Source organism: Mucilaginibacter sp. P25, assembly GCF_050859465.1.
Classification (GTDB): domain Bacteria; phylum Bacteroidota; class Bacteroidia; order Sphingobacteriales; family Sphingobacteriaceae; genus Mucilaginibacter; species Mucilaginibacter gossypii.
The window spans coordinates 3,383,711-3,398,064 of sequence record NZ_CP193937.1 but is presented as its reverse complement, the minus strand read 5'-3'; the positions used below and the strand labels follow the sequence as shown (position 1 = coordinate 3,398,064).

Below are 14,354 nucleotides of genomic sequence, written 5' to 3'. Positions count from 1 at the left end.
AACTTTTATATTAAAAATTTCTCAATATTAGAAAGAGGCGTTAACACCAATGTTATATATCTTCTGCCCGGCAGGGTAGTTACCAAAGTCGATACCAAAACTGGTATTGTTATTTAGGTTTGATGGCTGTAACTCAGGATCTAAACCAGTGTACTTCGTAATAGTGAACAAGTTGTTAGCCAACAAATAAAACCTTAATCTCTTAATACCCAAAGCCTTGATTTGCGAATTTGGAACGGTATAACCTAATGTCAATGATTTCAACCTAACATAGGTACCGCTTTCAAGGTACCATGAATTTGGATCACCCGTGTTATCAGCGTTAGCTGTACGGGTTAATACAGGGATAGTTGCCTGGCTGTTATCAGCACCTGGTTTCCAAACTTTAGGGCCTAATATATCAGCACTTACGTTACCGGTAAATACTTGTGGGAAATAAGTCCAGTATTTAATGTAATTAAAGATCTTGCCACCAAATGAACCATAAAGAAAGGCATTCAGATCGAAGTTTTTGTAACTAACGTTGAATGTAAAGCCACCTGTAAATTTGGGGTTAGGGTTACCTATAAATGTTTTGTCATCAGAGGTGATCTTTCCATCACCGTTAACGTCGGCATATTTAAATAAACCCGGCCTTGCGTTAACATCGGTTGGCGAAGCAGCTATATCAGCAGCATCACGATATAAGCCGATAACTTTATATCCGTAAAATTCGCCCACAGGCTGCCCTGGCTGTAACCTTACAAAGTTTTGGATACGTGTTGAGCCATCGCTGTTACGATCCTGGTATTTAAGGCCATTCAAATCGGTAACAAGGTTTGAGTAATGGCTTGCATTCAGGCTCAGATCATATTTCCAGTCGCTGCCGACATTGCCATGATAGCTGGCAACAATTTCAAAACCTTTATTTTTAATGTTACCACCATTAACATAAGGTAAGTTTGCAACGGCAGCGGGAGCAAGTGCTATTGAAGGATCGCCTGATTGGAATAACAAACCTGTAACCGATTTCTGGAAATATTCAAATGTGAAATCGAATTTATTGTTAAACAAAGTAGCGTCAAAACCAATATTCTTGATCTTATCAGTTTCCCATGACGTAGCTAAGTTACCTTGTTGTATCCTGTACAAACCTGTAACAGTTGAGTTACCAGTTCCAGTGATGTCATAATTGGCATTACCGTTTGACTGGGCGTATAAGCTGTAAGCATTACTTAAGCGGGTTTCAACGCCGGCAAGTGAGCCAAGACTACCATAGCTTGCGCGGATCTTCATGTCATTAAGCCAGCTAACATCTTTCAGAAATGCCTCTTTGGAAATCCTCCAACCAGCGGTTACTGAAGGGAAAGTACCCCATTGATGACCTGGAGAAAAATATGAAGAACCGTCACGACGAGACTGTTGCACCTAAGATATACTTATCGTTAAACTGGTAGTCCAATTTTGCGAAATACGAAAGCAAACCTGAATCAAAAAGCTGATCAACACCGTTGCTCGGTGGGTTAGCACCGTTGGCTACGGTTACATAGTTAGGGTCAAATGAGATATTGTAGTTACCTCCACCTGCACGGATACCGCGTCTGTAAGTAGTTATAGCCTCAGAACCAGCTAATAGATTAACGCTATGTTTACCAAACTGCTGTTTATAGTTTAAGGTATTAGTCCAGGTGTACTGGCTGTTGTAGCCTGCTACTTCAGTAAAACCGTTGGTTGAAGTATTACCTTCTGAGTTTTCATATGCAGGTTTAGTAAAGTAGTAGTAGTAGTAATTATCGACCGTACCACCAAATTGGGTGCGGATGGTGAAATGTTTCAGAAAATCAGCTTCGGCATAAACGTTGCCTGTTATATCCCAGTTATTGTTCCTGTTATCTTTTGAACGCTCCTGAACTGCAACCGGGTTACTTGAGTTACCTAAACTGCCAGAACGAGTGCCCGCAAAGTTGCCCATAATATCATAAACCGGGATAATAGGTGGTTCACGATAGATGTATGAAATAGCGTTACCTTCGTTTTGGTTGTTGCTAAGGTTAGGGCTTCTTTTATAAAAAATATAAGCATTTTCACCTACACGGATATGAGGTCCAACAGCAAAATTTGTATTAATCCTGGCAGCATACCTTTTGAAGTAGGTATCAATTAAAGTACCTTGTTGATTAAGATAGCTTATTGACATCAGGTAAGTTGATTTATCGTTACCGCCGCTTGCTGTAATATTATGGCTCTGTATCGGAGCTGGCTTAAACACCTCATGAAACCAGTCGGTACCTTGTTTGTTGGCACGGGTGATCTGGTTATCTGTAGTAAACGGATTTAAGAGATAAGTTGATGGATCGGTTTTTGGGTCACCTACGTGAGCTCCGGCTGGTGTAATATAGTCTGGAATTGTCCAGGTACCTGTTTTTCCAGGATCATATTGTGGGTTACCTCCTGCCAGAGGGCTTGAACCGTCAGCGTTGGGGCTGTTTTTGTATGATTGATAAATGGCCTCTACATACGTTTTGGTATCGGCCAGTTTAAAACCATCTTTTAATGGCCTTTGCGTACCATAGTAAGCATCATAGCTAATAGTTGCAGCACCACTTTTTCCTTTTTTGGTTGTTACTACCACAACACCGTTTGAACCACGCACACCGTAAATTGATGCCTGACCGTCTTTCAATACCTGCATTGATTCGATATCGTTAGGGTTGATATCGTTCAATGAGCCCTGAACACCGTCAATTACAATAAGGGGCGCTGTACTGAAGATAGAGCCCACACCACGTACGTTAACTGTAGTATTAGCACCAGGGTTACCTGAGTTAACTACAGTAACACCTGCTGCAGTACCCTGAAGTAAGCTGGCTGTGTTTGATGCAGGTACTGTTTTCATGGTTGCAACGTTAACCACCGATACCGAACCGGTAATATCTTTTTTACGCTGAGCGGTATAACCGGTTACCACCACCTCATTCAGTGTACTGCTACCTGATTGTAGTGTAACCCGAAGGTTTACATCAGTACCTACCTTAACTTCGGTACTTTGATAGCCGATGTAAGATACTACCAGCGTATTGCCCGGGCTAAGGCTTAAGGTGAATTCACCATTAACATCAGTTACAGTACCAGTGCTTGTACCTTTGACGCGTATGGAAGCGCCAACAACAGGTAACTTATCGTCCGAGCCGATAACCTTACCTTTGTACTTTGTTTGGGCTGTAACTACCAATGAAGATACCAGGCAGCATAGCAGCAAACCCAAGTATCTTCCTTTTAGGAGTAAACTTTTAAACATGAGATTGAGATTTAGTTGATTAATATATTTGATTTAAGCTTTTAAGTCGATAATTGGTGTTGCTAAGTTTTAAAATAGAAAATTGCACACTTACAGGTAGCCTGTTTTAACCGAGCGACTGTGAGATAAGCTCTGTTAAACAGATTAATGGGAGATGAAGTGTTGGAAAGTAAAAAATGTAAAAGTTTTATCATATGAACTTCTCTCGTATATTTTTTTTAACTTTTTTATCCGTGTAATCACCTTTTTTATGCTCCTGCTAATGAAGCAACATTAAAGTTAAAATGTTATAATAATATTAGATTTTGAACGATTTCTGCCAAAACAGAAATTTATATTGGCTATGGAACTAATGTAATTAGTGTGTACTGTATACACAAGTAAAATAGGTAGATTTACAAATTAATTATTTATAGGTCGATTTATCCACTAAAATTACAAATTGAGAATCTTTCATTAATACATTGCTAACACATGTCATACTTTTTTAAAAATATCGTATTGTAAAAATGTTGCTATTATTCTGTAACCGGTGCAAAAAAGTTGTTAAAACAATAAATATTAACGCAACCGAGCTGTTATCTTAAATATTTTGCCCTTAGTTTAATGTGCGGGCCCTCCCTGCCATAATTTACCAAAGTGTTAAAATATCATTATACTTTGAAAATACTGTCAGGTCAACATTTATTATTAATTATGCAATAATAAATGTTAAATATACATTTACCAAAGCAGTACTTTCCAAACAATAAATGTTCAGATTACATTTATTACAATCGATTTCACGCCTTTATACAACATTTTACACATTTTTTCCAAAACAAAACGGCACCGGTGAATTTTACTTACCGGTGCCGTTCAGATATTTTCGTGCGTCAAAAAATACCTTTACCATTTTTAACAAAGTGCTAAAAATGTATTACACTTTAAATGGCACTATTTAGCCCACCAAACCGATGCATTATGCGTATCGGCCGAGTTGGTTCCTATTTCAACTACAAATTCGCCTGCTTCCCAGTCATACTTAAGCTGCGTATTATAAAACTTCAGTTGCTCTGGAGTAATAGTAAAACTAACCTGCTTTGATGCTCCCGGCTGAAGGCTTATTTTTTGATAACCTTTAAGTTCTTTTACCGAACGGCTGATGCTTGCCACAGGGTCACTTATATACAATTGTACTACTTCTTCGCCTGCATATTTACCGGTATTGGTAACCGTAACAGTAGCCTTTAAAGTTTCATTACCTTTTAATTTGGTTTTGCTTACGCTAACAGCGCTATAGTTAAAGGTGGTATAGCTTAAGCCGTAACCAAACGGATAAAGCGGATCGTTTGAAATATCAAGGTAATTGGACCTGAATTTTGAAGGACCGCCTTTGTATGGCCTACCCGTGTTTTTGTGGTTATAATAAATAGGTATTTGCCCTACGCTGCGCGGAAATGTAGCAGTCAATTTACCGGCCGGGTTATAGTCGCCAAATAATACATCGGCGATGGCGTTACCGGCCTCGGTGCCGGGCGCCCAAACGTCAAGTATCGCGTTAGCATGTTTATCTTCCCAGGTTAAGGTAAGCGGACGACCGTTAAACAGCACAATCACCATTGGTTTGCCCAATTTTGAAAGTTCCTTCAGCATGTTTTTCTGGCTTTCGGGAATATCAATATCCGAGCGGCTTGACGATTCACCCGACATACTTTGCGATTCGCCAACCACAGCCACAATCACATCCGATTTTTTGGCGGCATCAACTGCTTCCTTCAACAATTCGTCGGCCGGCTTAGCATCTAAAGAAACCATTCCGGGACCAAAGTTCAGCCTTTTAATAAACAAACTGTCTTCGGTTATATTGGCACCTTTGGCATAGTTAATGGCAACATTGTTACCTACCACATTTTTGATGCCTTCCATTACGCTTACCGATTTTTGCCATTCGCCGGCAATAACCCAGGTGCCCAGCATATCGCGGTGATTATCAGCCAACGGACCTACCAGGGCAATACTGCCGCCTTTTTTAAGCGGAAGTGTCTGATTATCGTTCTTTAGCAATACAAAGGAGTGTTTAGTGATCTCCCGTGCAGCAGCGCGGTTCGCAGTCGATAACTCTTCTTTAGCTTCTTTACCGGCATCCATTGATTTGTAAGGGTTATCAAACAAACCTAATTTGTACTTAGCTTCCAATACACGCCGGCAGGCCAGATCAATTTCCTGCTGGGTTATTTTCTTTTGTGTAAGCGAGTTTTTCAATGTTTTCAGGAACCCCTCTCCTACCATATCCATATCCAAACCGGCTTTCAGGGCAAGGGCAGATACCGTTTGCAAATCGCCAAGGCCGTGATCTGTCACTTCGTTTACTGCGGTATAATCAGATACCACGAAACCTTTAAAACCCCATTGTTTTCTTAACAAATCGGTTAACAACCATTGGTTAACCGTTGCAGGCACACCATCAACTGTATTAAATGAACTCATAAAGCTGCCCGCACCGGCATCAACCGCTGCTTTATATGGCGGCAGATAATCCTGGTACATTTTAATGCGGCTCATATCCACTGTGTTATACTCACGGCCGGCTTCTGCACCACCGTAAAGTGCAAAGTGTTTAACACAGGCCATCACGGCATCGGCATCTTTCATATTGGTACCCTGATAACCCTGCACCATAGCTTTTGCCACCTGTGAGCCATACCACGGGTCTTCGCCCGAACCTTCAGAAATACGGCCCCAGCGCGGGTCGCGGGCAATATCAACCATTGGCGAAAACACCCAGTTCAAACCTTCGCCGGTTGCTTCTTTAGCTGCAATTTGTGCCGATTGTTTGATCAAGCCCATATCCCACGTTGCCGACATGCCCAACGGGATAGGGAAAATAGTACGGTGACCGTGGATCACGTCCAAACCAAAAATAAGCGGAATGTGCAGCCTTGAGTTTTTAACGGCTATATCCTGGATCTGGCGGGTTTGCGTTGTACCCCAAACACCAAACACTCCACCAATTGATCCATTTTTAATATTTTCTTCAACCCCTTTATTTACTACCGATCCTGTTGTTGCTGCTCCGATGGTTACCAGGTTTAGCTGCCCTATTTTTTCATCAAGGGTCATTTTACTCATCAGGCCTTTTACATAGGCGTTCATTTTCGCATCTTCGGTTTTAGCCTGTGCCAGCACCTTGTTAAAGGGTGTCAATGCCACGCAAAATGGCATCACGGCTATGACAAGCCGGCTTGAAAAATACTTCTTCATTTTTTAAGTTATATGGGTAGTAAATAATTGGTTAACAAATATGACTAATAATCAGGGTATTTCATTGTACCCTTAAATATTTTTGATGATTTTTAAAGCGATATGCTATGGCATTCCGCATAGTGTATTAAGTACACAATTGTAAATATTATAATTAAAAAATCAAACTTTATTTGTACAATAGCACAAATGTTAAGCAAACAGCAACTTATTCAGTACAGCGAGGATGCCCGCAAAAACTATGTAAACCACATTTCTATTGATTGTGTTGTATTTGGATTTCACGAAGGGCAAATGAAAGTGCTGCTATTAAAAACCAATGACGAAGAGAAGTGGTACCTGCCCGGCGGTTTTGTACTTAAGGAAGAACCGATAGATAACGCCGCTGTAAGGATCTTGCAGGAACGTACCGGTTTAGATAAAATATTTCTACAGCAGTTTCGTGTATTTGGCGATCCCGACCGTTCAAAAGTTCATAACGATATGTATGCCGATATGCTGCCAAAAGAACAAAACTGGTTTTCAGGCCGGTTTATATCTATAGGCTATTATGCGCTGGTCGACTTTTTTGGCGTTATACCCCACCCCGATCAGTTTTCGGAGCTTTGTGCCTGGCGCGACCTGGATGACATGCCCGAAATGCAACTCGACCATGAAAATATTTATAAAAGTGCATTAGATGCCTTACGCCTGCAGCTTAACTATCAACCGATAGGTTACAACCTGATGCCGGGAGAATTCACCATGCCCGAGTTGCAAAAATTGTATGAAGCAATTTTAGGTAAAAAGTTAGACAGGCGTAACTTTCAACGCAGGATCTTAGCATTCGGCATCCTGAACCGATCTGAAGAGCCACGTAAAGGCGGCGCGCATAAGGCGCCGTACCTATACTCATTTGATATGAAAAATTACCAAAACGCCTTAACCGAAGGGTTTAAAGGCGGATGGTAATTATGTTAAAATGGCGATGGCTTACGCCGCAGCTATCGCCCGTTTTAATGTAAAATAAAATGTACTGCCCGAACCTATTTCGCTGTCCACGCTAATCTTTCCAGCCTGTGCCTCAATAAAATCCTTGGCTATGGCAAGGCCTAAACCCGTTCCGCTTTGCTCGGATGTAGCATTAGGCACCTTAAAATAACGCTCAAATAAACGGGGCAGATATTGCTCTTCTATCCCCTTACCATGATCGGTTACCGAAAACTCTATCTCATCGTTCTTACGTTTTTTAACCACCAGCTCAACTGTTGATTTTTCGTGGCTGTATTTTATGGCATTGGAGAGCAGGTTGATGAGTACCCAGGTAGTTTTATCCAGGTCGGCATGTACCTTTGGCAAACTTTCATCACATTTTACTTTAATTTCCACATGCTTTTGGTCGGCTATAAACTTAATGGCTTTTACGGCATAATCCACAATATTTTGAGGGTGCGTACTGCCGAAGTTAAGCTGTAGCTTGCCGGTTTCAACCTGTGCCATGTCAAGCAGTTCGCCTGTGATGAGCAACAGGCGACGAGTATCGTCGTCAATATTACCTATCAGCTGGCGTTGTTCGGCATTTACTTCGCCTATGCGCTCATCTTCCAATAACTTCAAGCTCATTTTTATAGATGAGATGGGGGTTTTCAACTCGTGCGATATGGTAGCAATGAAATTGGTTTTGGCCTCATCCAGTTGCTGATATTCGGTAATGTTTTTCAGAATAATCACTTTACCTATCACTTTATCCCTGCTGCTTACCGATAAGGATTCGCGCGAATAAAAACCTTCGCGCTCATCAGCAAAGATCCGAAGCTTTGCCTGGTCATTAACAAGCAATTTACGCATCAGATCATTTTCAATAGCAATATCTGGCGCATATTTACCATTAAGCTGGTCGGCTTTCATACCAATCAGGTTGCAGGCCACTTGGTTGGCGAAAATGATAACACCTTTTTCATCAAGGCCAATAATGGCATCATGCATGGAGTTGATAATAGTTTCAATTCGCTTTTTCTCAAACAGGATGCTGGCCAGGTTACTATTTTCAAATTCATCAAGCTTGCGCGTCATGTTATTAAAAGCCTGGCCCAGTTCGCCAAATTCATCGTCCGATTCAAAATGAATTTGCTGGTGATAATTTTTGTTTGATACCTCTTTAATGCGGGCAGTAAGCTCCTTAATTGGGTTGGCAATGTATCCCGGGAAATTAACTGCGAAACTGAATGCTACTAAAAACAAAAACGCGCCTAAAAATGCCACCAGCAACGACCCTCTTTTTGAAGTTGTGTTAGCTTTATCATTCTTCCGTGCGATAGCATCCATGTTGAGCTTCATTATTCCATACACCTGCTTGTGCAAGCGATTACGTAAGTCGCTTTCGGCTATTTTATTATCGCTCCCGTGCTTTAAACTCTCAAAAACAGCCCGCAAGGAATCTGTAAGTTGCAGCTCACCTGCCTCAGTGATATTGTGCTCCTGCAATACCAAATTGTCATTTATCGTTTTTTGTTGGTCGGCCGATAGTTTGTCGGTACGCGAATCAATAGCGGTAAGTATATTTTGCATATACTTTACTGTTTTATAGTTATCTTTCAATATGGCTCCTGCATCGGCAGATAACCGGTTTAGGAAATATATCGACATTCCGCAGCAAATTATTGCCAGTACAAACAGGAAACCTATCCCTGCCCGGAGTTTATTTTTTATTGTCATGGCTATGAAAGTATTACAAGGTCAATATCAGTTTTCGACATTTTATTTAGTAGCTGTGTAAACACCGCTGTTTTCATGATAAGCTGGTAAAATTTAAACCGCGGCTTGCCAATGCAAATCGTGGTGATATCATATTTTTCGGCCGTTTCCCAAATGGTACGGGCCACATTATCATCTTTTACCTTCAGCACTTCCCCTCCCAGTTGCGTGGCCAGCTTCATATTATTGATAAGGTGCCTTTGCGCGGCTAAGTTAATCTTATCGCTGCTCTCGCGCGAGGTTTGCACATATAGTAAATACCATTTGGAGCGATAGTATGATGATAGCCTTGCCGTTTTACGGATAATAACCTTAGCCGACTCATCATTGGTACTGATGCAAGCCAAAAAAAGCTCGGGCCTTAGCTTAATTGTCTTAGGCACCTCAATATCAATTTTCCGCTCTACCTGGTGGGCCACCTCACGCAGGGCCAACTCGCGCAGCTGCAAAATCCGCTCTGCCTGGAAAAAGTTACTTAACGCCGTCGGGATCTTTTTTCATCATAGATCTTACCTTCCTTCAAGCGCTCAATCAGTTCGTCGGCGGTAAGGTCGATGTTTACCACTTCATCGGCCAACTGCAAAACTTTATCGGGTACGCGTTCATTGATGGTAGCTCCGGTTATCCGCTGCACTTCTTCATTAAGGCTCTCCATGTGCTGTATATTCACCGCACTGATCACGTTAATGCCTGCATTCAGGATCTCCAGTACATCCTGCCATCGTTTTTCATTGCTGCTGCCCTCAATGTTGGTGTGGGCAAGCTCGTCAACTATAACCACCTCGGGGCGCAGGCTTATCACAGCTTTCAGGTCCATCTCCTCCAGCTCCTTCCCTTTGTAAAACAGTTTACGGCGGGGTATTACAGGCAAACCTTCCAGCAAGGCATGGGTTTCTTTACGGTTGTGGGTTTCGATGTAACCAATTTTCACGTCGATACCATTGCGCAGCAGGGTTTGGGCCTCCTGCAGCATCCGGTAGGTTTTCCCAACACCGGCGCTCATGCCTATATATACCTTGAACTTTCCCCGGCGCGATTTTTTGATCAGCTCCAGGAAGTGCTCTACAGATTGCTCTTTAGTGTCCTCATTCATAAGTCGCCTTTGAATTTTCCTTTAGTTTTTATGGTGTTCCATGCCGGTCAGGCTTTCCGCTCACTTTGCACATGCTTTAGCCACGATGCCTGGATCTGCTGTAATACCTAAGCATTTAATTGCTGCTAAAACCCATAAACAGCTGCCAGCACAAACTGTGATGCAGACCTTGTCAAATCACCATTGCGTGCTTTAAACTGCTCTACCGATCCGTGATCCAATCTCACCTCGGGTATTAATGTTAACGGGCCTGCTTTAACGTTAGCCGTAAGCGTTGCCGCTGTAACCGATTTACCATTTGCCGGCCCTGCAATTGCGGTATAAATACCTGTTTTATGCTTAAAATATTCGCCCCTTAAACCAAGTGTAACGTATTTTGAAACTGCCAGTTGCGGATACAAAGCTACGCCCGAAAAACCGCCGGTAACACCTTTGTTTGCCGAAAAGTCGGCCGCGTTCAGGCCCAGCTTAAACGCGTTTGTTATTTGATACGCAGTTGTTAAATCAAACTCGGTGCCTACAATCCCTCCGGTAATTACGTTTAAGTAGGCGGTCCAGCCCTTAACAGGGTTTAATATTAGCTGAGCGCCAAAACTGTTTACTTGATTTGACGACCGGTAATAATTCCAATTATCATTAAACACACCGGCCATCACGTTCACTTTATCCGAAAACGAATATGCGGCTTTAAAACCCGCGTTTTGAAACGGGCCATTGGTAAACAGGTAAGAGGTTGAGTAGTTAAAATTGCCAACCGGGCTCACAACTTCATAACCTATAAAAGTAGCCATATATCCGGCAGTAAGTACAAATTTATCTGTTACATCATAAGCCACATACAAGTTTTGAATATGATACGACTCGCCATCAGATCCGTTTGGTATCGACTGGCTTTGTCCTCTCGGACCAAATGATAACTCGCCTACAAAAGCGGCCCTGCCAACCTTTTTCTTTAAACCCAGATCTATCATCCCGATAGAAATTGAATTGTGATCCGTTGCAAAACTCGTCGGGATCTGCGATCCCCTGTTTGCGAAATCATATTTAAAATAGGTATCAACCGAGCCGTAAACCACCAAAGGTGCATCGGATGTGGTTTTGACCGTATCCTGAGCCTTAACTATAAAAGCACAGGTTAACATCGAAAATATCAATAGCAGGAAAAATTTCATTTAAGTAGGTATTAAAATTTCCGGGTTCCTTATTGGTAACCCAAATTGTGTTTGTATCCTCGCCGTTGCTAATTATTGCCAACCCCGGCGAGGATTTGAGCTCCGCTAAAACTGCGGTAGCCTGGTTTTTACTTCTTCACCCTATCCAAAGCCACATTCAACTTCAATACATTCACTTTAGCAGGGCCAAACAAACCTAACAAAGGTTGTTCAGTATGCTCATCAACCAGTTTGTTTACGGCATCAACTGATAAACCGCGAACTTTAGCTACACGGGCAACCTGAACTTTTGCGCCTGCTGGTGAAAGATCAGGATCCAAACCGCTACCTGAAGCCGTAACCAGTTCGGCAGGAATCTGTGAGCGTGTTACCCCTGGGTTGTGTTTCAGAAAATCATCTATTCTGCCTTCAACCTGTTTCAGGTAATCAGGATTTGACGGGCCTTTGTTTGAACCGCCTGAGCCGGCAGCATTGTAATCAACTGCTGATGGACGGCCCCAGAAATACTCGTCTTTAGTAAACTTTTGACCAATGTTGGCGTAGCCAACTACACGGCCTTTGTATGTAATGGTTTCACCATCACCTTTACCCGGGGTAAATTTACCCATACCGGCTATAGCTAAAGGATAGATGCCTGCTGTTAATACTATCAGTATTAAGGTAAGCTTGATGGATGGCAACAAATATGTTTTCATTTCTTTTTTAGATTTGAGATATGAGATTTGAGACATGAGATTTTGTTAAATACGAAATGCGTGACTTATAACTCAAAAAGTCTCAAATCTCATATCTAACATCTCACATCTATATAAAAATTGAAACAGCTAAATCAATTAATTTAATGCCTATAAAAGGTATAATAATACCGCCTAACCCATAAATGAGCAGGTTACGGCGTAACAACGCGCTTGCACCAATCGGCTTGTACTCAACACCACGTAAAGCCAGCGGAATCAGTAGCGGAATAATAATGGCGTTAAATATCACCGCCGAAAGTATAGCCGATTGCGGACTGTGCAGGTCCATGATATTTAAAGCTTTTAAAGCAGGCATTGATACCATGAATAAAGCCGGAACAATGGCAAAATATTTAGCCACATCATTTGCTATACTAAAGGTTGTCAATGTACCGCGGGTCATTAATAATTGCTTACCTATTTCAACTATCTCGATCAGTTTGGTTGGATCATTGTCCAGGTCAACCATATTGCCCGCTTCTTTGGCGGCTTGTGTACCGCTGTTCATGGCTACGCCAACATCGGCCTGGGCCAGTGCGGGGGCATCGTTTGTTCCATCGCCCATCATGGCTACCAGTTTACCGCCCCGCTGTTCCTTTTTAATGTAGTTCATTTTATCCTCAGGCTTCGCCTCGGCAATAAAATCATCTACACCGGCTTTTTCGGCAATAAATTTGGCAGTAAGCGGGTTATCGCCGGTAACCATCACTGTTTTAACCCCCATTTTACGCAAGCGCTCAAAACGTTCGGCAATACCGGTTTTGATGATATCTTGCAGCTCGATTACACCCATGATCTTTTCATTTTGTGATACAACCAATGGGGTACCACCGTTTGAGGAGATCTTTTTAACATTCTCTTCCACATCCGCAGGGAATTGGTTACCGGCTTTAATGGCCATGTTGCGGATAGAATCGAAAGCACCTTTGCGGATGCGTAGGCCATCGGGTGTATCCAAACCGCTTGAACGGGTTTCGGCAGTAAACTTAATAAACACCGAATCGGTAGGAGCGTAGATTTTTAATTTGTGCGGGCCCTGCTCTGCAAGTTCTACAATCGACTTACCTTCGGGAGTTTCATCGGCCAGTGAACTTAACACACATGCCATTACAAAATCCTGCTCGTTTACGCCTGCTGTTGGGTAAAAGCTGGTTGCTTTACGGTTACCAATGGTTATGGTACCAGTTTTATCCAGTAATAAAGTGTCTAAGTCGCCTGCTGTTTCAACAGCTTTACCGCTTTTGGTGATCACGTTGGCGCGTAAAGCCCTGTCCATCCCGGCAATACCGATGGCCGATAAAAGGCCACCGATAGTTGTAGGGATCAAACAAACAAACAACGATATAAAAGCGGCTATAGTGATGGGCGTATTTGAATAATCACCAAATGGCTTCAGGGTAACGCACACGATAACGAAGATCAGCGTAAAACCGGCCAGCAAAATAGTTAAGGCAATTTCGTTAGGGGTTTTCTGGCGGGATGCGCCTTCTACCAGCGCAATCATCTTATCCAAAAAGCTTTCGCCCGGCTGGGTGGTTACCAATACTTTGATCCTGTCGGATAATACTTTGGTACCACCGGTAACAGATGATTTATCACCACCGGCTTCACGGATTACCGGGGCAGATTCGCCGGTAATAGCCGATTCATCAATGGTAGCGATACCTTCAATGATTTCGCCATCGGTTGGGATATTATCACCGGCTTCGCAAATGAATACGTCGCCTTTTTTTAACTGTGATGACATCACCCTTTCTTCCTTGCCGTTAACCAGTAAGCGTGCAGGTGTTTCCTCACGGGTTTTACGGAGGCTCTCGGCCTGGGCCTTGCCGCGTGCTTCGGCTATAGCTTCGGCAAAATTGGCAAACAAAACGGTTAACAACAATATAACAAATACTGTAAAGTTGTAGGCAAAACTGCCCTGGCCTTTATTGGCCAGTGAAAATATGCTCACAATGAGCATCACAACCGTACCTATCTCCACGGTGAACATCACCGGGTTACGGAACAGGACGCGAGGGTTTAGTTTGATAAAAGATTGTTTTAAAGCATCCCTCATCTGATCGCCCTGGAACAATGTATTTTGAGTTGAGTTCATG

The 14,354-nt window shown here is 42.4% G+C and carries 8 protein-coding genes and 1 pseudogene; 1 reads left to right on the top strand and 8 read right to left on the bottom strand.

The genetic code is table 11. The features are described 5' to 3' along the window. Positions 1–27: 27 nt before the first annotated feature. From ACRQ5D_RS17155 to bglX, 3 genes are all read right to left on the bottom strand, one after another. A complete protein-coding gene (locus ACRQ5D_RS17155; protein WP_432329657.1) occupies positions 28–1,407 on the bottom strand; it encodes a hypothetical protein in 1,380 nt (459 codons plus the stop codon). Beyond that, positions 1,388–3,277, bottom strand: a complete 1,890-nt coding sequence (locus tag ACRQ5D_RS17150) for a SusC/RagA family TonB-linked outer membrane protein (RefSeq protein ID WP_432329655.1) — start codon at positions 3,275–3,277, stop codon at positions 1,388–1,390. Before ACRQ5D_RS17150 ends, ACRQ5D_RS17155 begins: the two co-directional genes overlap by 20 nt. 936 nt (positions 3,278–4,213) lie before the next feature. Next, a complete protein-coding gene (bglX, locus tag ACRQ5D_RS17145; protein WP_218134350.1) occupies positions 4,214–6,520 on the bottom strand; it encodes a beta-glucosidase BglX in 2,307 nt (768 codons plus the stop codon). A gap of 189 nt (positions 6,521–6,709) precedes the next feature. Between bglX and ACRQ5D_RS17140 the strand changes: the two genes are divergently transcribed. Continuing rightward, positions 6,710–7,471 carry an NUDIX hydrolase gene (locus ACRQ5D_RS17140; protein ID WP_091163053.1) on the top strand — a complete coding sequence of 254 codons (762 nt, stop codon included), beginning with the start codon at positions 6,710–6,712 and terminating at the stop codon, positions 7,469–7,471. Between the two features lie 21 nt (positions 7,472–7,492). Here ACRQ5D_RS17140 and ACRQ5D_RS17135 read toward each other — a convergent pair whose 3' ends face one another. From ACRQ5D_RS17135 to kdpB, 5 genes and pseudogenes are all read right to left on the bottom strand, one after another. Next, complete coding sequence (locus ACRQ5D_RS17135) at positions 7,493–9,214, bottom strand: HAMP domain-containing sensor histidine kinase (protein WP_091163052.1); 1,722 nt, start codon at positions 9,212–9,214, stop codon at positions 7,493–7,495. A gap of 2 nt (positions 9,215–9,216) precedes the next feature. Further along, a pseudogene (locus ACRQ5D_RS17130) lies at positions 9,217–10,346 on the bottom strand (sensor protein KdpD). Positions 10,347–10,471: 125 nt separating this feature from the next. Beyond that, entirely contained in the window at positions 10,472–11,518 is a 1,047-nt protein-coding gene (locus ACRQ5D_RS17125; RefSeq protein WP_091163050.1) for a porin, read from the bottom strand. Between the two features lie 128 nt (positions 11,519–11,646). Beyond that, a complete protein-coding gene (locus ACRQ5D_RS17120; protein WP_091163499.1) occupies positions 11,647–12,213 on the bottom strand; it encodes a K(+)-transporting ATPase subunit C in 567 nt (188 codons plus the stop codon). Between the two features lie 109 nt (positions 12,214–12,322). After that, entirely contained in the window at positions 12,323–14,353 is a 2,031-nt protein-coding gene (gene kdpB / locus ACRQ5D_RS17115) for a potassium-transporting ATPase subunit KdpB (RefSeq protein ID WP_091163049.1), read from the bottom strand. Position 14,354 lies beyond the last annotated feature (1 nt).

Coding starts and splice junctions, on each gene's coding strand:
- ACRQ5D_RS17150 (WP_432329655.1), bottom strand. CDS start 3,277: ATGTTTAAAAGTTTACTCCTAAAAGGAAGATACTTGGGTTTGCTGCTA.
- bglX (WP_218134350.1), bottom strand. CDS start 6,520: ATGAAGAAGTATTTTTCAAGCCGGCTTGTCATAGCCGTGATGCCATTT.
- ACRQ5D_RS17140 (WP_091163053.1), top strand. CDS start 6,710: ATGTTAAGCAAACAGCAACTTATTCAGTACAGCGAGGATGCCCGCAAA.
- ACRQ5D_RS17135 (WP_091163052.1), bottom strand. CDS start 9,214: ATGACAATAAAAAATAAACTCCGGGCAGGGATAGGTTTCCTGTTTGTA.
- ACRQ5D_RS17125 (WP_091163050.1), bottom strand. CDS start 11,518: ATGAAATTTTTCCTGCTATTGATATTTTCGATGTTAACCTGTGCTTTT.
- ACRQ5D_RS17120 (WP_091163499.1), bottom strand. CDS start 12,213: ATGAAAACATATTTGTTGCCATCCATCAAGCTTACCTTAATACTGATA.
- kdpB (WP_091163049.1), bottom strand. CDS start 14,353: ATGAACTCAACTCAAAATACATTGTTCCAGGGCGATCAGATGAGGGAT.